Origin of the sequence: Eubacterium coprostanoligenes (assembly GCF_900167205.1) — a bacterium.
Classification (GTDB): Bacteria; Bacillota; Clostridia; order Oscillospirales; family Acutalibacteraceae; genus Eubacterium_R; species Eubacterium_R coprostanoligenes.
The window spans coordinates 74,616-98,502 of sequence record NZ_FUWW01000003.1 but is presented as its reverse complement, the minus strand read 5'-3'; the positions used below and the strand labels follow the sequence as shown (position 1 = coordinate 98,502).

General features: G+C 41.5%; 30 protein-coding genes. 26 read left to right on the top strand and 4 right to left on the bottom strand.

Annotation, left to right across the window (positions count from 1 at the left end):
• Positions 1–39 precede the first annotated feature (39 nt).
• A complete protein-coding gene (locus B5D29_RS02065) occupies positions 40–1,047 on the top strand; it encodes a DnaD domain protein (RefSeq protein WP_078767914.1) in 1,008 nt (335 codons plus the stop codon).
• 9 nt (positions 1,048–1,056) lie between these two features.
• Entirely contained in the window at positions 1,057–2,025 is a 969-nt protein-coding gene (locus B5D29_RS02060; protein ID WP_078767913.1) for an ATP-binding protein, read from the top strand.
• Positions 2,026–2,079: 54 nt separating this feature from the next.
• Here B5D29_RS02060 and B5D29_RS02055 read toward each other — a convergent pair whose 3' ends face one another.
• Positions 2,080–2,391, bottom strand: coding sequence for a hypothetical protein (locus B5D29_RS02055; RefSeq protein ID WP_078767912.1), 312 nt, complete (start codon positions 2,389–2,391; stop codon positions 2,080–2,082).
• A gap of 286 nt (positions 2,392–2,677) precedes the next feature.
• On the opposite strand from B5D29_RS02055, the gene B5D29_RS02050 reads away from it, so the two are divergent.
• From B5D29_RS02050 to B5D29_RS01970, 17 genes are all read left to right on the top strand, one after another.
• The gene (locus B5D29_RS02050; RefSeq protein ID WP_143406713.1) at positions 2,678–3,001 is read left to right on the top strand and encodes a hypothetical protein; all 324 of its coding nucleotides are present in this window, start codon (positions 2,678–2,680) and stop codon (positions 2,999–3,001) included.
• Complete coding sequence (locus B5D29_RS02045; protein ID WP_078767911.1) at positions 2,994–4,247, top strand: PBSX family phage terminase large subunit; 1,254 nt, start codon at positions 2,994–2,996, stop codon at positions 4,245–4,247. Before B5D29_RS02050 ends, B5D29_RS02045 begins: the two co-directional genes overlap by 8 nt.
• 4 nt (positions 4,248–4,251) lie before the next feature.
• Positions 4,252–5,403, top strand: a complete 1,152-nt coding sequence (locus tag B5D29_RS02040; protein WP_078767910.1) for a hypothetical protein — start codon at positions 4,252–4,254, stop codon at positions 5,401–5,403.
• Entirely contained in the window at positions 5,400–6,356 is a 957-nt protein-coding gene (locus B5D29_RS02035; protein ID WP_078767909.1) for a hypothetical protein, read from the top strand. Before B5D29_RS02040 ends, B5D29_RS02035 begins: the two co-directional genes overlap by 4 nt.
• A gap of 11 nt (positions 6,357–6,367) precedes the next feature.
• Positions 6,368–6,721 (top strand): hypothetical protein, encoded by a 354-nt coding sequence (locus tag B5D29_RS02030; RefSeq protein ID WP_078767908.1) that lies wholly within the window; start codon positions 6,368–6,370, stop codon positions 6,719–6,721.
• 17 nt (positions 6,722–6,738) lie between these two features.
• Positions 6,739–7,737 (top strand): hypothetical protein, encoded by a 999-nt coding sequence (locus B5D29_RS02025; RefSeq protein WP_078767907.1) that lies wholly within the window; start codon positions 6,739–6,741, stop codon positions 7,735–7,737.
• A 2-nt stretch (positions 7,738–7,739) separates the two neighbouring features.
• Positions 7,740–8,090, top strand: coding sequence for a hypothetical protein (locus tag B5D29_RS02020; RefSeq protein WP_078767906.1), 351 nt, complete (start codon positions 7,740–7,742; stop codon positions 8,088–8,090).
• 2 nt (positions 8,091–8,092) lie between these two features.
• Positions 8,093–8,455, top strand: coding sequence for a hypothetical protein (locus B5D29_RS02015; protein ID WP_078767905.1), 363 nt, complete (start codon positions 8,093–8,095; stop codon positions 8,453–8,455).
• On the top strand, positions 8,442–8,846 hold the full coding sequence (locus tag B5D29_RS02010; RefSeq protein ID WP_078767904.1) for a hypothetical protein: 405 nt from the start codon (positions 8,442–8,444) through the stop codon (positions 8,844–8,846). The genes B5D29_RS02015 and B5D29_RS02010 overlap by 14 nt, the downstream gene beginning before the upstream one ends.
• A 111-nt stretch (positions 8,847–8,957) precedes the next feature.
• Complete coding sequence (locus B5D29_RS02005; protein ID WP_143406712.1) at positions 8,958–9,464, top strand: hypothetical protein; 507 nt, start codon at positions 8,958–8,960, stop codon at positions 9,462–9,464.
• Positions 9,452–10,405, top strand: a complete 954-nt coding sequence (locus tag B5D29_RS02000) for a hypothetical protein (RefSeq protein WP_078767902.1) — start codon at positions 9,452–9,454, stop codon at positions 10,403–10,405. The genes B5D29_RS02005 and B5D29_RS02000 overlap by 13 nt, the downstream gene beginning before the upstream one ends.
• The gene (locus B5D29_RS01995; protein WP_078767901.1) at positions 10,392–10,745 is read left to right on the top strand and encodes a hypothetical protein; all 354 of its coding nucleotides are present in this window, start codon (positions 10,392–10,394) and stop codon (positions 10,743–10,745) included. Before B5D29_RS02000 ends, B5D29_RS01995 begins: the two co-directional genes overlap by 14 nt.
• Positions 10,738–11,004, top strand: coding sequence for a hypothetical protein (locus B5D29_RS01990; protein ID WP_078767900.1), 267 nt, complete (start codon positions 10,738–10,740; stop codon positions 11,002–11,004). Before B5D29_RS01995 ends, B5D29_RS01990 begins: the two co-directional genes overlap by 8 nt.
• Positions 10,997–11,797, top strand: a complete 801-nt coding sequence (locus tag B5D29_RS01985; protein WP_078767899.1) for a baseplate J/gp47 family protein — start codon at positions 10,997–10,999, stop codon at positions 11,795–11,797. The genes B5D29_RS01990 and B5D29_RS01985 overlap by 8 nt, the downstream gene beginning before the upstream one ends.
• The gene (locus B5D29_RS01980; protein WP_078767898.1) at positions 11,781–12,194 is read left to right on the top strand and encodes a hypothetical protein; all 414 of its coding nucleotides are present in this window, start codon (positions 11,781–11,783) and stop codon (positions 12,192–12,194) included. Before B5D29_RS01985 ends, B5D29_RS01980 begins: the two co-directional genes overlap by 17 nt.
• Positions 12,195–12,198: 4 nt before the next feature.
• Positions 12,199–12,672, top strand: coding sequence for a hypothetical protein (locus B5D29_RS01975; RefSeq protein WP_078767897.1), 474 nt, complete (start codon positions 12,199–12,201; stop codon positions 12,670–12,672).
• A gap of 125 nt (positions 12,673–12,797) precedes the next feature.
• Positions 12,798–14,150 (top strand): M28 family metallopeptidase, encoded by a 1,353-nt coding sequence (locus tag B5D29_RS01970; protein WP_078767896.1) that lies wholly within the window; start codon positions 12,798–12,800, stop codon positions 14,148–14,150.
• 56 nt (positions 14,151–14,206) lie between these two features.
• On the opposite strand, the gene B5D29_RS01965 is transcribed toward B5D29_RS01970, so the two are convergent.
• From B5D29_RS01965 to galT, 3 genes are read right to left on the bottom strand one after another with little or no spacing between them, the layout of a single operon-like run.
• Positions 14,207–15,514 (bottom strand): glycoside hydrolase family 27 protein, encoded by a 1,308-nt coding sequence (locus B5D29_RS01965; RefSeq protein ID WP_078767895.1) that lies wholly within the window; start codon positions 15,512–15,514, stop codon positions 14,207–14,209.
• Complete coding sequence (locus tag B5D29_RS01960) at positions 15,501–16,298, bottom strand: histidinol-phosphatase (protein ID WP_078767894.1); 798 nt, start codon at positions 16,296–16,298, stop codon at positions 15,501–15,503. The genes B5D29_RS01965 and B5D29_RS01960 overlap by 14 nt, the downstream gene beginning before the upstream one ends.
• Entirely contained in the window at positions 16,299–17,786 is a 1,488-nt protein-coding gene (gene galT, locus B5D29_RS01955; RefSeq protein ID WP_078767893.1) for a UDP-glucose--hexose-1-phosphate uridylyltransferase, read from the bottom strand.
• 181 nt (positions 17,787–17,967) lie between these two features.
• Here galT and B5D29_RS01950 point away from each other — a divergent pair, with 181 nt between their 5' ends.
• From B5D29_RS01950 to B5D29_RS01920, 7 genes are all read left to right on the top strand, one after another.
• On the top strand, positions 17,968–18,549 hold the full coding sequence (locus B5D29_RS01950) for an LOG family protein (RefSeq protein ID WP_078767892.1): 582 nt from the start codon (positions 17,968–17,970) through the stop codon (positions 18,547–18,549).
• 23 nt (positions 18,550–18,572) lie between these two features.
• Positions 18,573–19,175 (top strand): cytidylate kinase-like family protein, encoded by a 603-nt coding sequence (locus tag B5D29_RS01945; protein ID WP_078767891.1) that lies wholly within the window; start codon positions 18,573–18,575, stop codon positions 19,173–19,175.
• Positions 19,175–19,420, top strand: a complete 246-nt coding sequence (locus tag B5D29_RS01940) for a hypothetical protein (RefSeq protein WP_078767890.1) — start codon at positions 19,175–19,177, stop codon at positions 19,418–19,420. Before B5D29_RS01945 ends, B5D29_RS01940 begins: the two co-directional genes overlap by 1 nt.
• Before the next feature lie 423 nt (positions 19,421–19,843).
• A complete protein-coding gene (locus B5D29_RS01935; protein WP_078767889.1) occupies positions 19,844–20,224 on the top strand; it encodes a DUF134 domain-containing protein in 381 nt (126 codons plus the stop codon).
• 33 nt (positions 20,225–20,257) lie between these two features.
• Positions 20,258–22,489 (top strand): formate C-acetyltransferase, encoded by a 2,232-nt coding sequence (pflB, locus tag B5D29_RS01930; RefSeq protein WP_078767888.1) that lies wholly within the window; start codon positions 20,258–20,260, stop codon positions 22,487–22,489.
• Positions 22,490–22,616: 127 nt separating this feature from the next.
• Complete coding sequence (locus B5D29_RS01925) at positions 22,617–23,177, top strand: prolyl-tRNA synthetase associated domain-containing protein (protein WP_078767887.1); 561 nt, start codon at positions 22,617–22,619, stop codon at positions 23,175–23,177.
• Complete coding sequence (locus B5D29_RS01920; RefSeq protein ID WP_159443375.1) at positions 23,170–23,886, top strand: radical SAM protein; 717 nt, start codon at positions 23,170–23,172, stop codon at positions 23,884–23,886. Before B5D29_RS01925 ends, B5D29_RS01920 begins: the two co-directional genes overlap by 8 nt.
• Position 23,887: the final 1 nt, after the last annotated feature.

The following is a 23,887-nucleotide window of genomic DNA, read 5'->3' as shown; positions in this document are numbered from 1 at the left end:
TAAAATATTTTTATGTTTATTTGAAAAGAGGTGGGCAAAATGCTGTATCAAATTGTACCTGTCGGCAATGTTTGGCAAGACGGAATGGTTGCCGTGCCTAAAAAAGTTGCAACAGATTACATAAAACTTGCAAGTGAATATCAGCTGAAGGCATTGTTGCTCATTTTGTCAAACAATGCACCGTGCGACAGCAAATATGTTGCAAAAGCACTTGGATGCACCGAGGCTGACGCAACGGATTTTTTGGAGTTTTGGGTAGAAGAGGGCGTTTTGTCGTGTGACGGAGTTGTCAACGCTCAACCGCCTGCGGAAAGCATGGCAGTTGTTGAACCTCCAAAAAAAGAAGAAGCCAAAACTGTTAAGGTTAAAGAGGCAATTCCTGTGCCAAAACTCAATCCGAGCGACATCGTTACTATGTGCAGAGATAATCGAGAGTTGACAGAACTCATTCATCATGCACAAGAGGTTTTTGGCAGAACAATCAGCCATATTGAGCAGGAACTTGTCATAAATATGGTGACATATTACGGGCTTCCGTGTGATGTGGTGCTTGTTATTTTGGAATATTACAAGACCGAAAAAGCAAAGGGCAGAGCAATCGGAACTTCGTATATCGGCACTATGGCAAAGAATTGGAGCGAAGAGGGAATTGTTACCCTTGAGGCTGCGGATGAAAGATTGCGTATGCTTGAGGCTTCAGACAGATTGTGGAGCGAGATTGTGGCGGTTAGCGGAATCAAGCACAGAAATCCGACCATAAAGCAACGAGAAATGATTAATCGTTGGAGCGAAGATTTTGATATGCAGATGATTACCATTGCCTGCGATATTATGAAAGAGAACACCGACAAGCCAACATTGAAATATGTTGATTCGGTGCTCAAAAATTGGAAGAAAAAGGGCATATTTACTCCGGAGGCTGTTGCCGAGGAAGAAAAGGAATTCCATTCAAAGAAAGAGCAGAAGAACAAATCCGCTATTGATGAAACCTATGACATTGATGAAATCAATCGCCGTGCAATGCTCAATGACAATTATGATATATAAAGGATAATTATGGCTTATTCAAACGAGATGTACAACAAGGCAAAGAGAATACTTGAAAAAAGGCACGACAGCGCTGTTATGGATGCGGATATGCGTTCTATGCAGATCAAGGAGGAAATTCCCGAAATTAAAAAAATTCAGGCAGGACTTCAGCAAATCGGCTTGGAAATCAGCCAGCTTTTCTTCTATAAGCAAAATACCGATGAAAAACTTGCGGAACTTCGAGCAAGAAGTGAGGCTCTTGTGGAGGAACGCTCAAGGCTTCTCAAGGCGAACGGCTATCCCGAGGATGCAATGAAACCACATTTTGTTTGCAATGCTTGTGAGGATAAGGGAGTCATTGACGGCAGGATGTGCTCGTGTCAAAAGCAGGTTTTGAAAGATTTGATGCGAAAAGAGGTTTCTCGTTTTGCACCGCTTGACAAGTGCACATTTGACAAGTTCGAACTTGGCTATTACAGCGAGCAACCTATGGAAAATGCGATTGTTCCTCGTCAAAGAGCAGAAAAAATTCTCGACACTTGCAGAAAGTACGCACAGAATTTTTCGCTCAACAGCAAGAGTTTGTTTTTCTTTGGCGGTGCGGGACTTGGCAAAACTCATTTGAGCCTTGCCATTGCAAATGTTGTGATTAACAAGGGCTTTAGCGTGTGCTACGGCACAAGCCAGAATATTTGTGACGATTTGCAAAGCGAACAATTCGGCAGAACGGATAATATTAATTACACAAAAAATCAGGTGCTTGGTTGCGACCTTTTGGTGCTTGATGATTTGGGCACGGAGATTGACAATCAGTACAGCATTGCAACAATATACAATATTGTTAACACCCGTTTGCTCACCGGCAAGCCGACTATTATTTCAACAAACTATGCCTTTGACAGGCTTGAGGAAAAATACGACAAGCGTATCACAAGCCGACTCACAGGAGAATACATACCGTTCTATTTTATCGGCAACGACATCAGAAATCTATAATATAAAGCAAAAAGCCTACTTTGTTCGAAGTAGGCTTTCTTATTTGGCAAGTGATCAGTCACTTGTCTTTTTTCTTTTTGATTTGATTTTTTCAAACAGCTTTTTTATGCCGAGGGTGATTGCAATGCACAGCGGAAAATAAGGAGTGAACGGACCTGCCCAGAAAGCAAGGTATGCCGTTGCCATAACACTGCCCCACGATTTTTTGAATATCAGGTGAATGAGGTAACCGCCCCACACAGGTGTATACATAATCACAACAATTATTATAAACAGCACAAGCGTATGCCAATCTTTGCATTCGCTCCATATCCATTCGCAAAACTTTTTGAATTTTTCGATAAGGTTTTGCATTTTTTCTTTCACGGGCGTCACCTCCTTTTTTATGATTATATCATTTGATTTTTTACATTACAACAGGCTTGTACAAAATTTTATTGAATTTTTCATAAATCTTTGAAATCAATGCCTACCGTTTTGCAGGGATATACAGTTTGATTGAATAAATGATGAAAAACAAATTTATTTTGCGATTTTTGGGGCGAATTATACAGAAACAGTGAATAAAAACGCCGTTTTCAGCCTATAGGTGAAAGGGTTTTGTGACGACAGGTCAACAAACACTTTCGAAATATCGACTTGAGGTGAAAAAATGGCGAAGAAAAAGATGACGCTTGAAGAACAAATTGAAAAGGGGTTGACCGAGCTTGCATTTGGCTCGTGCTGTGATGCGGTGAAACTTCTTTTTATGAGCGAAGACGAAATTATGCAGAAACTCCCGAAGCTGAAACTCATCAATGTGAGCGAGATAAAACGGCCGAAGGGCGGAGGAATGGAAATCAAGTTTTTTGACCGCATAAAGGCGTTTGAAAAGCTGATTGAAAACAACGGCGAAAGGCAGGAAAACGGCTTGAGCTTTTATGAAGCACTTGAAAAGAGTGCGCAAAATAACGCCGAGGAAGTTGGCAATGGTTAAGTTTTTTCCGTTTTCGCAAAAACAGCTTCAAACGCTTAATTGGTGGTGCGCAGGCAGTAAATACAGCGCCAAAAACGGAATTATTTGTGACGGTGCGGTGAGGTCGGGCAAAACGCTTTGCATGTCGCTGTCGTTTGTGTTTTGGGCATTTTATGCTTTCAACGACACTTCATTTGCATTGTGTGGCAAAACGATAAGTTCGCTCAGGCGAAATGTTGTTACTCCGATGATACCGATGCTTAAATCGCTTGGCTTCAATGTTACGGAGAAAATCAGCAAGAATATGCTCGAAATTCAAAGAGGAAGCGTCAAAAACAGATTTTATATCTTTGGTGGCAGGGATGAAAGTTCTGCTTCTCTGATTCAGGGTATGACCTTGGGCGGTGTCCTTTTTGACGAAGTTGCATTGATGCCTCGTTCTTTTGTTGAGCAGGCGCTTGCAAGGTGCTCGCTTGAGGGTTCACGATTTTGGTTCAACTGCAATCCCGAGCATCCTTTTCATTGGTTTTACAATGAGTGGATTAAAAAGGCTGATGAAAAGAATATGCTTTATCTTCATTTTACTATGGACGACAATCCGTCACTTTCGCCAAAAATCAAAAGTCGATACCAAAAACTTTACACAGGTGCGTTCTACGAACGCTTTGTTGAGGGAAAATGGGTTGCCGCAGACGGTTTGGTTTATCCGATGTTTTCTCCTGAAAAGCATATTAAAACGGCAGACTCGTTCAGCGAATATTATCTCAGCTGTGACTACGGCACTGTCAATCCGTTTTCGCTTGGGCTTTGGGGCAAAGGTGATGACGGCTGGTACAGGGTGAATGAATATTATCATTCATCAAGAGAGAAAGGTGTTCAGCTGACGGATGAGGAATATTACGGTCATCTGAAAGAGCTTGTCGGGGACAAATCTATAACGGCTCTGATAGTTGACCCGTCAGCAGCCTCGTTTATTGAAACGGTGCGCCGTCACGGTGAATTTACTGTCATCAAGGCTGAAAACGATGTGCTCAACGGCATAAACAGAGTTTGTATGGCTTTGAAGCAGAATGAGATATTTATATCTCCCGTTTGCACCGACACGATAAGGGAATTTTCGATATATCGTTGGGATAACGACATAAAACGTGACGCACCTAAAAAGGAAAATGATCACGCAATGGACGACATACGGTATTTTGTTAACACCGTTCTTGATATGAGGAGCGATGACTGTGCGTTTTCTATTGCAGTAGAAAGGATGTGAAGCCTTGAGTATATTCGGCAAAAACAAAAATAATGGTTCATCCGATGCCGTTGCAACTGCTTCGGTTCAAACGGCGGGCAAGAATTGCCATCCGTTTAGGTATCTTGGCAACTACACTCCGCTTGTTGAAGCAAATAACAGGGTTTATCGCTCCATCAGAGAGGGCGTGCCGATTATTGACAGTGCAATTAACAAAATCGTGCGTCTTATGGGTGGCTTTGAATTGGACTGCGGTGACGACAGATTAAATGATGATATGAACAGATTTTTTTCTTCTGTCAATGTCAGTGGCAACCAGTGCGGAATACAGTCGTTTGTTGATAATTTTATGAATCAGCTTTTGACTTATGGCACTGCAATCGGTGAAATGGTAGCTGATGAGCACGGCTTTTATGCTCTGTACAACGGTGAGCTTGGATGTGTGAGTGTAAAAAGGGCAGACAACGATATGGATTTAATTTTCTGCTCGGGTCATATGAACAGTCAAACGCCGTTTGCACATCAAGAGCGGATTCTGTTCTCGGTGCTCAATCCCGAACCGGGAGAAATCTTGGGCACAAGTTTGCTCCGAGGACTGCCGTTTGTATCGGATATTTTGCTGAAAATTTACAACACAATAGGCACAAATTGGCAACGACTTGGAAATTTGCGTTATGCCGTTACATACAAACCGCAGGGTGACAGTTTGGACAAGGCATTTGCAAAGGAGCGTGCCAATCAAATGGCGAGAGCGTGGAAAGACGCAATGAGCAGTACCGAAACCGTCAAGGATTTTGTGGCGGTCGGTGATGTTAAGGTCAGCGTAATCGGCGCAGACAATCAAATTCTCGACAGCGAAATTCCTGTTCGTCAAATGCTTGAGCAGATTATTGCAAAGACGGGACTTATGCCGTATATGTTTGGACTTTCGTGGTCCACAACAGAAAGAATGAGCCAACAGCAGGCGGATATTTTGACAACGGAACTTAAAGCGTATCGCAGAATTATCACTCCGATTATCAAAAAAATCGGTGAGACTTATTTGGCAACGCTTGGCGTTTACAAAAGCGTTGATGTTCGTTGGACGGATATAACCTTGCAGGACGAAATTCAAATAGCGCAGGCTCGACTTTATAATGCTCAAGCAGACAAATTAGCAGAGGAGGTAAATCAATGACAGATGCTTTGATTCAAAAGAGTGCTCCGAATGATGAGGATATGAAAAAAATCGGTCAATTCTCAAGACGAGAAATGTCGGCTGACGAGGTTTATATTTTTAATGTTGACCTTTGCAACAACGATATTGACCGAGATTTTGAAAAGTTTTCTGTTGCCACTCTCAATCAGCTTGCAGAATATTTTGTCGGCAAAACAGGCATTTTTGACCATTCTATGAAAGCCGAAAATCAAAAGGCAAGAGTTTTTGACGCTTGGGTTGAAAGAGTTGACGGCAAGAAAACTGCCGACGGCGACGATTTCTATACCCTTAAGGCGAGAGCGTATATGCTCAAAAATGATGAAAACAGAGAACTTATTGCCGAGATTGATGCGGGAATAAAGAAAGAAGTTTCTGTTTCTTGCAGTGTTGAAAAGGCTGTTTGTTCAATTTGTGACACGGACAATCGCCACGGCAGATGCGAACATATTCCCGGCAAAAGCTACGGCGGTCAACTCTGCTTCAACATTTTGAGTGGTGCAAGAGATGCCTATGAGTTCTCGTTTGTTGCAGTTCCGGCACAGCGAGAAGCAGGGGTTACCAAATCTTTTGAAAATGCAAAGGAGAAAAATATGCAGGATATTATCAAAAGCATTGCTTCGGGTGACGGTGTTACTCTCACAAAGTCGGAAGCAAGCAGATTGAATACCTACATCGAGGGTCTAAAGGATGAGGCGACTCTCGGCGAGGAATACAAAAAGAGTCTTTCAAAGGAGGTTGTTGATTTGTTTAAGTCAGCATTTCCTGATATGGATTCAAAGCTTTTTTCATCCGTTACTGCTGTTATGACGGCAAAGGAACTTATTGGTTTTCGTGACGGAATGAAGAAAAGCGAAGCAAAAACAAAAATCAAGCCTCAACTTGCACAGGCAGTTGAGAGCAAAGCGAATGACTTTTCGCAATTTAGAATTTAGGAGGAAAAATTATGGTTTCTTATAAGGGATTTAAAACAAAATGTATCACAATGCAGGCTGAAGATATGGGCCATTGTGATATTAAAATCGGCGATTTTGTAAGGGCTGATGAAAACGGCTATGTTATTTTGGCAGGCGTCGGCAAGCCGTTTTTGGGCATTGTTGTCGGTGTTAATGATTCGTTTTTTACAGTTCAGGTGAGCGGATACGCCGAGATTAAATTCGCCGGTGAAGTTTTGCAAATGTACTCAAAACTTATTATGAACAAGCGTGGCTATGTTCAATATTCTGCAAATGCCGAAGCTCCGTATGTAACTGTTCTTTGGGTTAGCAGACCGGACGCCCGTGCGGGAATTATACTTTAATATAAGGAGGACAAATTGTGACATTTGATACATTAAGACTTGATAAGGGTCTTTATACTTCTGAAAAGGGCTTTACAAAGTCACTTGAAGAAATTGACCCAAGTGAAAATTATAAGGGTACAGAACTTGAGGGTCTTGACGCATATGAGCGTCAGCTCAAGAGATTTGACATTAAGGTAAAGGGAGGAAATTCTGACCCGGTTTCAAAATTCTTCCAGACATCTGATTCGGCTGTCTTGTTTCCGGAATACATCAAGCGTTCGGTAGAGGCGGCCATCAACACAAACAATATCATTGATGATATGATTGCAACAACCACAATTATTGATTCGCTTGATTATCGCTCTGTTTATTGTAAATCAATTGACAGAAATGGTTCGATTGATTATATCAACGAGGGCTCATTTATTCCTGAAACGGAAATTAAGGTAAAGCATTCTCTTACCAAGCTCAAGAAATCGGGTAGAACTATTGTTGCATCATATGAGTCTATTAAGTCACAGCGACTTGATTTGTTTGCCATCATGCTCAAGCAAATCGGTAATTATATCAATACTTGTCAGCTTGAGCAGGTAATTCGAACAATTGACACAGACGATACACGAAATGTTATTTCAGAGGCTGTGGATAAGATTGGTTACAATGACTTTGCAAATTTGTATGCATTGCTTTCTCCATATAATTTTGATGCGATTATTGCCGGACCTATGGCTTTTGTTGACATTATTAACATTCCGGAATTCAAAGACGCAACGGCAGGACACGACTTCCACGGCACAGGCAATCTTGTTACTCCGTTTGGCGCAAAGTTTTTGTTTAGCAAGTCTGAACTCCTTGAAAAAAGAATTTTTGCACTTGACAAACGCTTTGCGTTGGAAAAGGTTCAGTTTGGTGAAGTTGTTACAGACTTTGACAAACTTATCGACCGTCAAATCGAAAGAGCAACAGTTACGGCTACGGCAGGCTTTAACAGAATTATTGATGAAGCGTGCGTTGTAATTGACCCGAAGGTTTAATTATGAACACAGAAAAAGTGCTTGAAATTTTGCGTGCAATCGGCAATTTCACAGAGGATGAAGTGAAGAAATATTCTTCTCTTGTTGAAATAAATAAGCGCCCGTTTGCAGAAAACGAATATGACGAAAGCGACGAGGCACTCCTTGAATACTTTGTTGCGACAAAGACCAATTATCAGATTGCACTTGCTTCGGGCGACAGCGAAATTTCGTCTTTTAAAGCGGGAGATGTTTCAATCACTTCATCAACTAACGGAAATGCCGTGAAAAATGCAAAGGCTCTGCTTGATGATGCGTGTGCATCAATTTCGCATTTGGTTGCGGATAAGAGTTTTTATTTCAGAGAGGTGTAATAATGCAGTTAAACAATCTTTCAAAGGCGGTTATGCCGATGATAGAAAAGTATTCGCACAGCTGTACAATTACAACTAAAAACGGTTCGGTCATCACCTCAAGGGTGATGGCTGAACAGCTGTGGAGAAGAGATAAGGTCAGATTTGAGGCTTATCCGACAGACATAGGATTTAATCAAAAGAACTATATTATCGGCATTTTTACGCTTGATGTAACAGGCTTTGGCAGAGATGACATCTTGACTCTTATGGGCACGGATTATTATTTTATCAAATCGAGTGCCGTTGTTATCGGTGATGAAATTCTTTACTATACGGCGGTGCTTCGTGAGGCTGTAAAGGGGGATAAGGATGTATTTGGATGATGAAACAGACGCTTTGCTTAATTTGTTAAAATCGAAAAAAGAACTTGAGGGAATCAGTTTTATAAAGGCTTGTCCTTATGCAAGAAAGCAAACAAAAATCAGCAAAAAGATTGCTGCAATTTCTCCGGGTGAACTTGATTTGGAAAGTATAAGTGTTGATAATGAAAACTTTTTTGGGAAATATGCGATTGACATTGACCTTTTTGTACCGTATGAATTTGGTTCTCCGATTGCTTTTGATGATATGGAAAAAATTGTCAGGGCAATTATGAGCGAGAAGATTTGCGGAATTAAACTTTCGTCAATTGTTAAGGCTTCTTCGGCAGAGTGTTACAAAATGAAGGCGACATTCACATTTTCGCTTGCCTATACAAAGGAGAGTAATGTATGAAAAATGAAAATGATGTGATTGGTCGCAATGAAGCTGAAGAGTTGAGCGATTACATTATGCTTGATTCAAGACGATATGACAACAATGTGAGAGGTGATTGATTTGCAGTTTATGAAAATGAGCTATAAGGGATTTGATTTCGATATTAATCCAAAGGATATTAAGATTTCTATGAACAAGGGCACAACAAAATACAATACGGTTTATGACGAACAGATTTGCAAGGAAAACGGCAGAAGTTGCGTTGTCGTTTCGGGCAAAGGGTATTTGACCGGCGGAGATTCGGCAGTCAAGGCTTTTGAACTTGTGCGTGTTTTCAATAAAAAGGGCAGTGATTATTTATTTTTGCCAAACAGTGTGCCTATAAAAATGCTCTTTACATCGCTTGATATATCGTATTCGAGCGGAAAAGACAGGGTGGAGTATTCTTTTGAATTCACGCAAGAGTGCAATACAAAAAGCGAAGAACATAGCATGGGATATACATATGCGCTTGAAAACGAAAATCTTTTTGACATTGCAAGCAGAACGGGAGTTCAGATTGAGTCTATTGTAAAATGCAACGACATTGGCGATATTTTTGCTGTCAGAGAGGGTGAAAAAATATGGCTGATTTGACATTTGCCTTGTATGATTTGAACGATTGCGAGATTGAACTCGGACAGCTTAAATCATATGAATTGTGCAGAGATGCCGATGCACCGTGCGACAGCTTGAGGATTACCTTTATTAATAACACAACAATTCCCGAAGCGTACAGAGCAAAGGCATTTTTTGACGGAAAATGTGTGTTCAACGGTTTTGTTGACACCCAGCGAGAAACCTTGCACAAAAGCCATATTGTGTGCTTTTTGTATTGCCGTTCAAGTGCCTGCCTTTTGACAGACAGCGAGGCGAAGCCGTTTACTTATACTTCTCCAAGCGCAATGGCTTTGTTTGAGATAAATGCAGGTGATGAATTCAAGTATAATCTTGGAAGCATATATAGTGATATTAGCTATCAGGTGAGCAAGGGAACATCTCTCTATGGTGCAATGAATGGCTTTGTGTACTCCGCTACTGGTGAAAAAATCAGGGTAACTCCTGACAACGAGCTTGTTCTTTTGCATACAAAAAACACTGTGAATCTTGATAGAAAACGGCTCATTTCTGCAAAACGAATTATCAACAGGGGCGATGCTTTGTCGCAGATTGATTATAAAATCAGTAATTCCACCGATTACATTTATCACAGAGTCAGCAGGCTTATGAGTGATAAGAAAATAACCGCCCGAAAAATTCGCAATATTTCTACCGTGCCCGATTGGCAAAGAGAAACTGCGTTGAAATCCGTGTTTTCATCTGCAAATGCAGAGTATTGCGGATGGGAACTTGCAATGCAGGGATATGCCGAAATTGATTTGTGTGATGAAATAAAAGCGGATGTTGAGGGCTTTGATATTTTTGACAGAGCTGTTGCGAGCAGTGTTGCTCATATTTTTGATTCATCGGGTGAACGCACGGTGATAAAAGTGAATTATGTGCCGGATTTGGAGGAAATGAGCTATGTGGATGAGTAAAAGAATTGTGGCGACTTCGGAAAAGGAGGTTGCCGAAAAAGGCAAGGTTACATTGTCGGACAATCAGCTTGAAGCGGGTGCGACAGTCACAAGGCGAAACATTGACAGTTATGCTCCGTATGGATACAAAAGCGTTCCGCCGGTTGATGAGGATGTCATTATGCTTGAATCAAATGACGGTGCGGTAGTGCTTGGGGCATTGAGCAAAGATGAGGACATTGAAAGCGGTGAGGTGAAAATTTCTTCACTCGGCGGTGCTTATATTATCCTTAAAAACAACGGCGACATTGTTCTCAACGGCTTGGTGATTGACAGCAGGGGAGTGATACAAAATGAATGACAATGATGTTATTGACGACATATTGAAAAATGCCGTAAGATGCTTTGCGGTCAAGCGAGGCGAGTTTTATGCGGACAAAAATTTTGGCTCAAAAATAAATATGGAGCAATCCTGTGCGGAAATTTTGGCATATGCAAGGCAAAGCGTTGCAGGGCTTGACGGTGTGTTTGTCAAATCTGTTGCAAAAAACAAATTTGATGTGAGCTTTGTTGTGACGGTGAACGGAAAAATAAGGACGGTGACAGTGAATTTTGATTAGTTATAACGAAATACTTGAAAATATGAAAACAACATATTTTGAGCAGTCGGGCGAAGTGCTCGATATGAATGGTGAATCGGGAATAAGATTAAAGGCAATTGCAACCGAATTGTTCAATTTGTATGTTGCGGGCGAATATTTGCTCAGGCAATCGGCGTGGATGACGGCAACCGGAGAATATCTTGACCGAATTGCAACAGAATGTTCTGTTGTGCGAAAAAAGGCGAGCAAGGCGGTTGGCGAAATTACATTTTTGATTGATGGGGTCAGAGAAAAAGACACTGTCATTCCCGAAGGTGTTGTTTGCTCAAAGAAGGGGTATAAGTATATTCAGTACAAAACTCTTGAACAGGGGATTATTCGTACGGGCGAAACAGCAGTTTCCGTCAGGGCGGAAGCGTTGTTTTGCGGTGAAGAATACAATGCCTCGTATGGCGAGGTATCTGTTATGGTGAATCCGCCAAGCGGTATTGCGATGGTTGAAAATCGTGTGAGTTTTATTGGCGGATGCGATGACGAAAACGATGAGGCACTTCGTTTGAGGATTAAGGACGCTCTTATGTATCCGGCAAACGGTGTAAATGTGGAATTTTTGAAGGGCAGAATTATGACCTTTGACGAGGTAATCGGGTGCGACATCATAAGGGAAAATGCCAAGCTTGTTTGCGTTTTGAAAACGAGGGATAAAACCGTTTCAACCGATTTGGAACAAAGAGTTCGGGATGTATTGTCGCTTTTCACTCTGTTTAATTTTGAATTTGAAGTGAGGAATGCCGATGAAAACAGTGCTTGACCGATTGAAACACCTGTATTCGGTTGCAAAGATTGACGCTTCTGATAATTTGGTGCTTGCCGAAATCGTGGCGGTTTCAGAGCAAATTGAAAGGCTGTCGGAATATTTGCACAAAATTAAGGGTGCAACGGCGGTGAATGTTTTTAATGTGCCCGACAGCGAAAGCATTGCACAGGCTTTTGACGGGATTGAATATAGGTTTGACGGCAGAAAAATTATAATTTCAAAATACGATATTGATACGGTCGGCAAAATTTTTAACGGTTGGTTTGGACTTGCGTTTGATTTTTATTTAAACGGCACAGGCAAACCGTGGAGTTTTATCGACAATGAGGGACTCACTTGGGACAGGATTGAAAATCGAGATCTCAGGTGGACAATGACAGAAAGCAGGTGAATTTATGGGCAGTACAAACAAAACAGGAGACCTTGAACTTAATCAATGGATAGGCTCGGATGTGCCAAAAATGGAGGATTTTAACAGAGATAACGAGATTTTGGACAAAACTATCAGCGAGCACATTTGGAACATTTCAAAGCATGTCACTGCACAGCAGAAAAAAGAGTGGAGCAATCCGATTGGCTTTGCGTCATATCTTGGAAACGGCAGCGACACAAGAAGAATAACACTGAATATGGGATTTGAACCTACTGTGTGCATTGTTTTTTCAACAAATTATCCGGTTGGCTTGTCGGATTATAGTAATAATTTGCACTATAATTATTTTGGATTTGCAACAATCAACGGCAGTACCTACGGTTTGACGCTTGACGGAGATGAGATTGAAATAAAAAATGCAAGTGCAACAGGAAAGTTTGAAATGACGAATTTGAACCAACTCAACAAAAGCTATCTTGTTATAGGTTTTAGATAAAATATATAGAATGGATAAGGATGAAGAAGTATAAAATTTTTTCATCCTTATATTTATATTGCATAAACTTTGTATTAATGTTAGAATATATATAGTATTTTTAAATGCTACGGAGGTAAATTTGTATGAAAGAAGAAAACAAAAAGTATGCCCGAGAAGCGATGAGCATAGTTGAACATGCAGCTCATAAAATCGGCTCTCGTTTGCCGGGTACAGATGGTGAAATCAAACTTCACGAATATATGGGCGAAAAGCTCCGTGAAATCGGAATTGAACCTAAAACCGAAGAGTTTGCGGTTTCGCCTCGTTCATCAATCGGCGGTTTGTCATATGCAGGCTGGTCGGGCGTTATTATAAGCATCGGTGCAATCATTGCAAATGCCTGTCATTTTGACGGATTGTGGCATGCACTTGCCGCTTTGAGCATTATTACAATCGTTTGGCTTGTTATGAGTTGTTTTTTCTACAAAACTTGGTTTGATATGTTCTTCCCACAGGAAATCAGCCGTAACACTCTTGGTATTTTAGAACCGGAGGACGGCAAGTATGACTACACAATCATTCTTTCCGGACACACAGATACATCTTGGTGTTGGCGTCACAGCGAGCACGCATATAAGTATAAGGACACAAAACCGGTTATGGGACTTATTGCCACATACGGCAAGGTTGGCTTCGGTGCAATTTGCTTTTTCTTTATTGCACTTTTCTCAATCTTTATGTCAGTTGCAAATATTTGCGATTTTGCCGGCACAGCTTGGACAGAAAAGTTCTTTGCTTCACAGGTTTATCAAAATCTTATGTTTGCAATGAACTTTGTTCCTATTGTGACAGCTATCGGTTCACTTTTTGTTGTTATGTGGGGCGACCCTAATCCAAGAAACGCATCTCGTGGCGCTATGGACAATGCAACAGGTATCGGCATCAGCTATGCTGTTATCAAGTATTTCAAGGAACATCCTGAAAAGATGCCAAAGAACTGCCGTATTATTGATGCAAACATCGGCTCGGAAGAAGCAGGACTTCGTGGTTCAATGTACTTTGCGCAGGAACACCGTTTTGACGATATGACAAAGAACGCTTGGAATATCAATATCGACTCCGTTGCCGATAAGGACTATTTTGAGGTTGTTATCAAAGACGATTGGCAGGGCGTTAGATTTGATACCGATATGGAAAAGATGTTCAAGGATACTTTCAACGAAATGGGTATTCAGTCAAAGACAAACGGTTGCATTCACAACCCTGTAGGCGGTTGCGACTCAACTCCTATGACAAGAGCAGGCATTAAGTCGGTTACATTTGCCGCTCAAAACCCGATGCTTACATATTATTATCACACTTGGAGAGATATGCCTGAACGCTTCTCCGAAGATACGGTAGGTCAGGGCTTTGATGTTGTATTGTCGGTAATTGACAAAATTGCAAAGTTCCAAGAAACAAACGGATACAACGGCCCACAAAAGAAAGCAAAATAAGCAATTAAAAATAAAAACACCACGGCGGTAGGAATTTCTACTGTCGTGGTGTTTTGCTATTGTAGCTTTATCAGCCTTGCGCCGTGAGGTTCAACCTCTAATGTAAGTGAATTTTTTGCTGTGCCGATTGTTTGCTTTTGCCAAATGTCGTACACGGTGTATTCTGTGTTTGGCATAAGAATTTGTGTGAGGTCGGCATTTATTTTTTTAGGCTTTGTGTCGGTGTTGAAAACGGCAAGATATTTGCAATTTTTGCCTTGTGCCGACCAAATTATATAACCCTTGTTGTTTTTCTCTTTTCTCTCAACGCACTGCGAATTTGTTGCCTCTCTGTGCATTTGCATATAGTCGCTGTTGGTGAGGAGCGAAAGAGTGAAGCCGTCATTTTCGGGCATATTTCCGCCTATGAATAACGGACTGCCGAAAATTCCCCAAAGTGACATCAAGGTGTAGTGTTCAGGTTTTGTGAAGTTTGACATTCTGTTTTGCTTGCCGTGGTATGAACACAGCTTTGAAATTCTGCCAATCGGGAGCATATCACAGTCGGGATAGTTGCCTGTTTTGCGTACTCCCTGCCATTCTTCGCATTTGTCAAACATAACATAAAGATGTTCCCACAAATCCCAAAAGTCGCCTGTCATTCGCCACATGTTTGCATTTTTGCAAAGGTGGTCTGCTTTGTTGCGGAGCGCCGGTCCCGGAGAAAGCGAAAGCACGATTTCTCTGCCACAGTTGTCAATGGCTTTGCGGAGCATTTCAATTTCGTAATCGGCAGAATATGGATTATCCCACTTTCTGAATTCCGTAACTGCAATGTCGTCGCATTTGATGAAATCAACGCCCCACTCGGCATACATATTGATGATGGAATTGTAGTAATCCTGTGCGCCTTCGCAGTTTTTCATACCGTACATATCAGTGTTCCACGAACATACGGAAAAGTGATGCGCAACATCTCTTGCCGTGTATTTGCTTCCTAATATAGGTAGGTTTTGGTGAACTGCCTGTCTTGGAATTCCACGCATAATGTGGATTCCGAATTTTAGTCCGAGTGAGTGAACATAATCGGCAATCGGCTTGAAACCCTTGCCGTCCTTGGCGCTTGAAAATCTGTTTTCGGCAGGCATAAGTCTGCCGTATTCATCGGTGACAAGCTCTGCAAAATTGTGATAGTCGTTGCTGTCTGCGGTCGGCTCATACCATTGAATGTCGCAAACAACATATTCCCAGCCATATTGCTTGAGGTTTTTTGCCATATAGTCGGCATTTGCTCTTAATTGTTCTTCGTTGACCCCTGCACCAAAGCAGTCCCAGCTGTTCCAGCCACACGGAGCAGTCTTTGCCCATTGTTTAAAATTGCTCATATTCGCCCTTGTAATTAACTAATTTTAGTTCGTTGAGGTTGATTGGCGTTATATTTAAATCTGCAAGAAATTCCGTTGCTTTTTGCAAGTCCTCTTTGTCGGAATAAACATTTGGTTTGTGTGCGTCAAGTCCGATTACAACCCTGTTGCCGACTTCTGCAATGATTTTCCACACATTGGGATTTGGATAATTGCGATGCGATGTGTAACCCAAAAAGTTAAATTCAAGCGGAATGTCAAGCTCTTTCAATGTGGTGATGAAGTTCCTCATTTTTTTGAGATAAACCTCTTTGTCGCCTGTAAAATTGATGAGGTCGGGATGTGCAATGTAGGTGAAACAACCTGTTTTTGCACCGAGTGTGACTTGCGAAATGTATTTGTCCAAAACGGCAACCGAATCGGTTTCGTGACCTGAATAATGTGCAAAAGGCTCATACTCATTGTCAGTATAATGCTGACCGAGAATTAAATAATCGTACTCAAAGCCCTTTAGGTATTCGATTTCTTCGTCCCAAAGAGCAGGAAAGTATTCAAGCTCATAGCCGAGTTTGATGTCTATGACGCTCTTGTATTTCTCTTTCAGCGCCTTTATTGAGTTCGCATAATCCTGCGCCTTGTCAAGCTGAATTCTGTATCCGCTGTGGTGACCTTTTGGGAACAAATACGGTGCGTGGTCGGAAAAACCCATAACCTCGTAGCCGTTTTTAATTGCCTCAAGCACATATTCTTCGTCCTTGCCCGTTGCGTGACCGCAACGGTAGGTGTGATTGTGAAAATTATACATTTATCTTACGCTTTCAATAAATCTCAAGAAGCCTGCCTTGCCTTCTTCGTCACGGGAATAAACACCGCATTGACCGAGAATTGAGGTAAATACAATGCCGATTTCCTTTTTGAGAATGTCGTCAATATTATCTTCGTTGATGTCGTATTTTTGCATAATCATCTCTGCCCACTCTTTGTGAGAAGCGATGGTTTCGTTTGCGGAAATGTCCTCGCCGTTCACCATTGCCTTGCCGAGAACAGCCATTTCGTTCTTAAGTCTTGACGGCAAAACAGCAAGACCCATAACTTCGATAAGACCGATGTTCTCTTTCTTGATGTGGTGGTATTCAGGGTGCGGATGATAGTATCCGAGAGGACAATCTTCTGTTGTGATGTTGTTGCGGAGAACAAGGTCGAGTTCGAACTGACCGTTTCTCATTCTTGCAATAGGCGTGATTGTGTTGTGTGGTGTGCCCTCTGTTTCGGCATAGATGAATGAATCCTTGTCTGTGTAGCCTCTCCAAGTTGTGAGCACCTTGTCTGCAAGCTCAACAAGTCTTGCCTTGTCTGTGCCCTTGATTCTGATAACACTCATCGGCCACTTAACAATACCTGCCTGAACATCCTCAAATCCGCTGAATGTAACCTTTGTTTCAATCGGAGCTTTTGCCATTGCAAATTCGTAGTTACCGCCCTGGAAGTGCTCGTGTGTGAGGATTGAACCGCCAACGATTGGGAGGTCGGCATTTGAACCTACAAAATAGTGAGGGAACTTTTCAACAAAATCAAGAAGCTTTGCAAATGCAGACTTGTCGATTTTCATCGGTGTGTGCTCTGCGTTGAAAACGATGCAGTGCTCGTTGTAGTAAACATACGGTGAGTATTGCATAAAGAAGTTTTCTCCGCCAAGGGTCATAGGGATGATGCGGTGGTTCTGTCTTGCAGGGTGGTTGATTCTGCCCATATATCCTTCGTTTTCCTTGCAAAGCAAGCACTTCGGATATGAAGTAGCCTTCATTTTGAGTGCAGCCGCAATAGCCTTTGGGTCTTTTTCGGGTTTTGAAAGATTGATGGTAATATCAATGTCGCCGTATTCTGTTTTTGTAATCCACTTGAGGTCGTTTTTGATTCTGTATCTGCGTATGTAGTCGCTGTCCTGGCAAAGTTTGTAGTAGTAATCTGTTGCGGATTTCTTGTCTCTGATGTACAAAAATTGGAATTTGGAAATCACTTCGCTTGGTCTCGGAGTTAGAAGTCCCATAATTTTTGTGTCGAACAAGTCACGATAAACAACGCTGTCCTCGCAAAGTCCATTTTCAACCGCATAGTCAAGAATTGAAGCCAAAATGTCTTCAAGCTCTGCGTTTTCAGCCTCGCAGTCCTCAAATGAATCTATATTGAGTGCTTGGCAAACTGTGTTGATTGCCCAAATTTCGTCCCATTTTTCAATCATTTCGTTGTCAATTGCATATCTAACCAATGATTTAACTGCTGTGTTAATATTCATAATACGACCTCTTTCATAATTTTTCGCTATTATTATATAGGTTATCAATTACTATTGCAATACAAATTATTACTAAAATTATATAATTTTTTATTAATTTTTATGTAAAATACTTTACCCTTTTGAAATTTCGTGATATTCTTATCATATAATCAGTATAGTAAACAAAGGGATGATATATATGAAAATTTGTGTTTTTGGTGCAGCAAGCAAAACCATTGACGAAAAATACATAACACCTGTTGAGGATATGGGCGAATATTTGGCTCGTCACGGTCACAGCCTTGTGTTCGGTGCAGGCAGCACGGGAGAAATGGGCGCAGCTTCAAGAGGCTTCAAAAGAGGCGGTGGAATTATCCACGGCGTTGTGCCGAGGTTTTTCAAGGAAAATCTTGATGAATTCGTAAATTGGGATTGCGATGAAATGACTCTCACCGAAACTATGCGTGAACGCAAGGGAATTATGGAAGATTTGGCAGACGCTTTCATCATCACTCCCGGCGGTGCAGGCACTTTTGAGGAATTCTTTGAAGTGCTCACCTTGAAGCAACTCGGCAGACACAGAAAACCGATTGCAATTTATAACATTGACGGATATTATGACCATATGATTGATGCAATTAATTATTCTATCAAAACTGATTTTATCAAAGCCAATTGCTCACAGCTTTTCAAGGTGTTTGACGAAACGCAGTTTGACGAAATGATTGATTATATCGAAAATGACGATATGGGCAATTTGACAGTTAAGGATTTAAAATAATACAGAGCAAGGAGGAATGTTCTATGAAAAAATATGCAATTTGTATCGGCAGGGAGTTTTGCTCCGGCGGTAGAGAAATCGGCAAAATGCTAGCCAAAAGACTCGGCATAGCCTATTATGACGAGATTGAACTGCGTGACAGGTCAAGGGATTTGGGTATTGAGGACGGAATTTTTGAAATGTTCGATGAACAGCCGACCCGTTCGTTCCTCTTTTCCGTTGTAATGGACCCGTATTCAATCGACAGTGCCGTAAATTCGGGCAGAGTGCTTGAGGCTCAACGCAAAGTCATTGAATCTGCAACAGATGAAGGTCCGTGCGTTATCGTTGGCAGAAGAGCAGACAAAATCCTTGAAGGCAAAGAGGATGTTGAGGTTATTTCTGTCTTCATCGGTGCAGATATGGAGGACAGAATCGAACGCTTTATGCAGAGTGATGAAGAGGATAAGCCTCGCAATGTTCGCCGTTATATTGAACAAAAGGACAGAGAGCGCTCATCATACTATAATTTCCTCGGTGACGGAAAATGGGGCAGAGCGGCAAACTACACAATGTGCTTCTCAACCTCAAAAATGGATAAAGAAAAGATTTGTGACATAATCTGTAATTATGTAAAGGAACTCTGATGGAAAAGAATTACAAAATTTCAATTAAAAAGAGGCTGATTATAGCCTTGTGTTTAATGGTGATGATTGTTCTGTTTGTGCCGAGAGTTTATGCTTTAAAAGACGGCGGCAGCAAAGAGTTTACTGCGCTTACATATCGCATAACAAAGGTGCATTCGATGAACCCTGTTGAATCGGAAGAAGAGTTTACCACAGGCACGATTATTGAAATTTTCGGCAGAGAAGTTTATAACAATGTAGATTAATAACATTATTTACCGCAGTGTAATGCTGCGGTAAGACTGTCGATAAAGCTCCTGAAGCACGCCAATTATTATCAACCGAATTATGCCTCCCATTGACGCAAGGGGAGGTGGCAACACGAAGTGTTGACGGTGGGGTTTTAAAAAAGCTGTAAGTTTGATACTTACAGCTTTTTTGGCGTTTTCCGTTTTTTGCTCGGGGGCGGTACAATCGTACAGCTTCCACTCGCAAGAAAACGAAATTCAGAAACTTTCTCAACAGCCTCAGGCGTGTTTAAAAACTAATTAAAATTTGCTCGAAATTTAAAGATTTTTTATGACAAATGTAAGAATTTAAAAAAGTTGAAAAAAGTTATTGACATATGTCGATAAAGTGGTATAATGCCATTGAAGCAAAAAAGGCATTGTCGTTACGGAGGTGTTTTTATGGCTAGACCAAAGAAGCCAAGACGCATTTGTGCCTACCCTAAAACAATGGGATTCAGACCCTTCGGTGATTATGCTGATGTAGTTGATTTATCGCTCGATGAATACGAGGTTATGCGATTGATGGACACGCTTGGCTACTCGCAGGAGGAATGTGCAAAGCAGATGGATGTTGCTCGCTCAACTATTGCTGCAATTTATGAATCGGCAAGGCTGAAAACTGCCGATGCTATTATTAACGGAAAGTCACTTGTTATCCATGGCGGAGATGTGGAACTGTGCAAAAGCTACACATTGTGCTGTCATAGGTGCGGTCAAAAGGCTTGCACAAATTGCGAGCACGGCACAAATCCGCAGTGCAAGGACAATGTGACTCGATGATACAAACAAGTAATTTACGGAGGAAAACAAAACATGGAAGCATGGAGAAATTTCAACACCGGCGTATGGTGTGACCAAATCGATGTATCAAACTTCATCAAAATGAACTACACCCCTTATGATGGCGACAGCTCATTTTTGCAGGGCCCTACAGAGAGAACAGAAAAGACAATGAAGAGAGTTAACGAGCTCCTTATCGAAGAAAACAAAAAGGGCGGCGTACTTGATGTTGATACAGAAAGAGTACTTTCAATTCTTTCTCACGACGCAGGTTATGTAGTTGACAAAGATACAGATATTATTGTAGGTTTGCAGACAGATGCTCCTCTTAAAAGAGGCGTTTCACCTTTTGCAGGTCTCAGAAACACAGTTCAGGCTTGTAACGCTTACGGCTATGAGCTTTCAGAAAAAATCAAGGATGAGTTCACATACAGAACAACTCACAACACAGGCGTATTCCGTGCATATACAGACACAATGAAGGCCGCTCGTCATGCAGGTATCCTTACAGGTCTTCCTGATGCTTACGCTCGTGGCAGAATCATCGGTGACTATCGCCGTATTGCTCTTTACGGTATGGATTACCTTATCGAGCAGAAGAAACTCGACAAGAAAAAGATGGGCGAAAAAGAAGTTCTTGATGAGGATACAATCCACAATCTTGAGGACCTTTCAAAGCAACTCGACTTTATGAATCAGCTTAAAGGCTTGGCTCTTCGTTACGGCTATGATATTTCAAAGCCTGCTACAACAGCAAAGGAAGCTATCCAGTGGCTCTACTTCGGTTACCTTGGTGCAATCAAGGAACAAAACGGTGCGGCTAACTCAATCGGCAGAATCGCTGAATTTATTGATATTTATATTCAGAGAGATATTGAAGAGGGCGTTCTTGATGAAGTTCACGCTCAGGAACTTATTGACGACCTTGTTGTAAAACTCAGATTAGTTCGTCACCTTCGTACACCTGAATACAACGACCTCTTTGCAGGCGACCCTGTTTGGGTAACAATGGCTTTGGCAGGCGTTACAGGCGAAGGCAAGCATATGGTTTCAAAGACTTCCTTCCGTGTACTTCAAACTCTTTACAACCTTGGCTCATCAGCAGAACCAAACATCACAGTATTGTGGTCAGACAGACTTCCTGAAGGCTTCAAGAAGTTCTGTGCTCAGGTTTCTATTGATACAGACTCAATTCAGTACGAAAACGACGATGTTATGAGAAGAATGTATGGCGATGACTATTCAATCGCTTGCTGCGTATCTGCTATGAAGACAGGTAAGCAAATGCAGTTCTTCGGTGCAAGATGTAACCTTGCAAAGGTTCTTCTTATGGCTCTCAACGGCGGTAAGGACGAAATTGAAGGTCACCAAATCGCACCTGTAGGCGAAGTATTTGAAGAAAAAGAACTTTCTTATGATGAAGTTTATGCCGCTTACAAGAAGTATCTTTCTTGGATGGCTCGTTTGTATGTAAACACAATGAACATCATCCACTATATGCACGACAAGTATGCTTATGAAAGACTTATGATGTCTCTTCACGACACAGATGTTGAAAGACTTATGGCTTTCGGTGTTTCAGGTTTCTCTGTTGCTATCGACTCACTTTCAGCTATTAAGTATGCAAAGGTTACTCCTGTAAAGGACGACCGTGGCATTATCACCGACTTTAAGGTAGAGGGCAAGTTCCCTAAATATGGTAACGATGATGACAGAGCTGACCTTATCGGTAAGGACCTTATCGAATATTTCTATCACGAACTTTGCAAGACTCCTTGCTATCGTGGCGCAAGACACACATTGTCAATCCTTACAATCACATCAAATGTTATGTACGGCAGAAAGACAGGCTCAACTCCTGACGGCAGAAAAGCAGGCGAACCGTTTGCTCCGGGTGCAAACCCAATGCACGGCAGAGATTGCGAAGGTGCTTTGGCTTCTCTTAACTCTGTTGCAAAGCTCAACTATGCTTGCTGCCAGGACGGTATTTCAAACACATTCTCAATCACTCCTGATGCACTCGGTACTGATGAAGATGACAGAATTGAGCACCTCACAACAATGCTTGACGGTTACTTCGAGCAGGATGCTCATCACCTCAATGTAAATGTTTTGAACCGTGAAAAGCTTATTGCTGCTATGGAAGACCCAACTCTTTACCCATCACTTACAATTCGTGTATCGGGTTACGCAGTAAACTTCAACAAGCTCACAAGAGATAAGCAAGAAGAGGTTATTGCTCGTACATTCCACCAGTCAATGTAAAATCTTGACAAAATCTTGATAAATGGCTTAAAACGTGCCGAAAAAAGTCCCTGTTTCGTTACAGGGACTTTATTTTAAATCTAAATTGTGCTATTATATATCCAATATAAAAATTGCGGAGAATGTTATGGAATTACAAAAGGGCAGACCTGCCGATGTGACGGGCAGAGAAGAAAAAGAAATCAGGGTTTACGACCTCTTGGATGAACTCGGAATAGAGTATTATCGCACCGACCACGAAGAAGCAAATACTATGGAAAAGTGCAACGAAATTGATAAGATTTTGGGCACAATCATTTGCAAAAATCTGTTTTTATGCAATCGTCAAAAGACCGATTTTTATATGCTTATGATGCCGGGCGACAAGGTGTTTAAAACAAAGGACATCACAAAACAACTCGGTTGCTCAAGACTTTCGTTTGCCACTCCTGATTTTATGGAAGAGTTTTTGGATATAAAACCGGGTGCTGTTTCAATTATGGGATTGATGAACGATAAGAATAACCGTGTTCAACTTGTCATCGACCGCCCTGTTGTTGAAAGCGAAACTCTCGGTTGTCATCCTTGCGTGTGCACTTCATCACTCAAAATGCAAACCAAAGATGTGCTTGAAAAGTTTTTGCCGGCAGTACATCACGAGCCGATAATTGTAGATATGCCTGATTATGAGGAGGAAAATAATGGCTAACATTCATTCATTTGAGTCACTTGCCGCTGTTGACGGCGAGGGATTGAGATTTGACATATTTTTTACGGGTTGCCCGTTGAGATGTGCTTATTGTCATAATCCCGACACTTGGCACAAGGGTGAAATTGATATGGAAGCGCCTGAAGTTTTTGCAAAGGTCAGACGATACAAACCGTATTTCAAGAACGGCGGAGGCGTAACTTTTTCTGGTGGCGAACCGCTTTTGAACGCAAGGTTCATCAACGAGATTTATCCGCTTCTCAAAACGGAGGAAATCGGCTATTGCCTCGACACATCGGGTTCTGTTGAACTCACGGATGAGGTCAAAACTGCGATTGACAATGCTGATATGATTATCCTTGACATTAAGTTTTATGAGCCTGAAACATACAAAAAATGGACAAAGGGCAATTTTGCGCTTCCCGAGGCAATAGGCAGATACGCTTCCGAAAAAGGCAAGAGATTGTGGCTTCGCACCGTTGTTGTGCCGGGTATAAACGATACCGAGGCGGATATGGATGCGTATGCGGAATACACAAAGCAGTTCAAGTTTGAAAAATACGAATTGCTTGCGTTCCACACAATGGGCTTTTTCAAGTATGAGGAAAGCGGAATCGAAAATCCGTTGAAAGATTATAAAGCGCTTGATAAGGGCAGACTTAATGAATTGCAAAATTATTTGAACGAAAAAATCAAAAACTCCAACTAAA

Coding starts and splice junctions, on each gene's coding strand:
- B5D29_RS01995 (WP_078767901.1), top strand. CDS start 10,392: ATGTGGATGAGTAAAAGAATTGTGGCGACTTCGGAAAAGGAGGTTGCC.
- B5D29_RS02045 (WP_078767911.1), top strand. CDS start 2,994: ATGGTTAAGTTTTTTCCGTTTTCGCAAAAACAGCTTCAAACGCTTAAT.
- B5D29_RS02000 (WP_078767902.1), top strand. CDS start 9,452: ATGGCTGATTTGACATTTGCCTTGTATGATTTGAACGATTGCGAGATT.
- B5D29_RS02015 (WP_078767905.1), top strand. CDS start 8,093: ATGCAGTTAAACAATCTTTCAAAGGCGGTTATGCCGATGATAGAAAAG.
- B5D29_RS01960 (WP_078767894.1), bottom strand. CDS start 16,298: ATGTATAATTTTCACAATCACACCTACCGTTGCGGTCACGCAACGGGC.
- B5D29_RS01940 (WP_078767890.1), top strand. CDS start 19,175: ATGGAAAAGAATTACAAAATTTCAATTAAAAAGAGGCTGATTATAGCC.
- B5D29_RS01950 (WP_078767892.1), top strand. CDS start 17,968: ATGAAAATTTGTGTTTTTGGTGCAGCAAGCAAAACCATTGACGAAAAA.
- B5D29_RS02030 (WP_078767908.1), top strand. CDS start 6,368: ATGGTTTCTTATAAGGGATTTAAAACAAAATGTATCACAATGCAGGCT.
- B5D29_RS02035 (WP_078767909.1), top strand. CDS start 5,400: ATGACAGATGCTTTGATTCAAAAGAGTGCTCCGAATGATGAGGATATG.
- B5D29_RS01990 (WP_078767900.1), top strand. CDS start 10,738: ATGAATGACAATGATGTTATTGACGACATATTGAAAAATGCCGTAAGA.
- B5D29_RS01935 (WP_078767889.1), top strand. CDS start 19,844: ATGGCTAGACCAAAGAAGCCAAGACGCATTTGTGCCTACCCTAAAACA.
- B5D29_RS01980 (WP_078767898.1), top strand. CDS start 11,781: ATGAAAACAGTGCTTGACCGATTGAAACACCTGTATTCGGTTGCAAAG.
- B5D29_RS01970 (WP_078767896.1), top strand. CDS start 12,798: ATGAAAGAAGAAAACAAAAAGTATGCCCGAGAAGCGATGAGCATAGTT.
- B5D29_RS01965 (WP_078767895.1), bottom strand. CDS start 15,514: ATGAGCAATTTTAAACAATGGGCAAAGACTGCTCCGTGTGGCTGGAAC.
- B5D29_RS02010 (WP_078767904.1), top strand. CDS start 8,442: ATGTATTTGGATGATGAAACAGACGCTTTGCTTAATTTGTTAAAATCG.
- galT (WP_078767893.1), bottom strand. CDS start 17,786: ATGAATATTAACACAGCAGTTAAATCATTGGTTAGATATGCAATTGAC.
- B5D29_RS02065 (WP_078767914.1), top strand. CDS start 40: ATGCTGTATCAAATTGTACCTGTCGGCAATGTTTGGCAAGACGGAATG.
- B5D29_RS02060 (WP_078767913.1), top strand. CDS start 1,057: ATGGCTTATTCAAACGAGATGTACAACAAGGCAAAGAGAATACTTGAA.
- pflB (WP_078767888.1), top strand. CDS start 20,258: ATGGAAGCATGGAGAAATTTCAACACCGGCGTATGGTGTGACCAAATC.
- B5D29_RS01945 (WP_078767891.1), top strand. CDS start 18,573: ATGAAAAAATATGCAATTTGTATCGGCAGGGAGTTTTGCTCCGGCGGT.
- B5D29_RS01925 (WP_078767887.1), top strand. CDS start 22,617: ATGGAATTACAAAAGGGCAGACCTGCCGATGTGACGGGCAGAGAAGAA.
- B5D29_RS02005 (WP_143406712.1), top strand. CDS start 8,958: ATGAAAATGAGCTATAAGGGATTTGATTTCGATATTAATCCAAAGGAT.
- B5D29_RS02020 (WP_078767906.1), top strand. CDS start 7,740: ATGAACACAGAAAAAGTGCTTGAAATTTTGCGTGCAATCGGCAATTTC.
- B5D29_RS01975 (WP_078767897.1), top strand. CDS start 12,199: ATGGGCAGTACAAACAAAACAGGAGACCTTGAACTTAATCAATGGATA.
- B5D29_RS02050 (WP_143406713.1), top strand. CDS start 2,678: ATGGCGAAGAAAAAGATGACGCTTGAAGAACAAATTGAAAAGGGGTTG.
- B5D29_RS01920 (WP_159443375.1), top strand. CDS start 23,170: ATGGCTAACATTCATTCATTTGAGTCACTTGCCGCTGTTGACGGCGAG.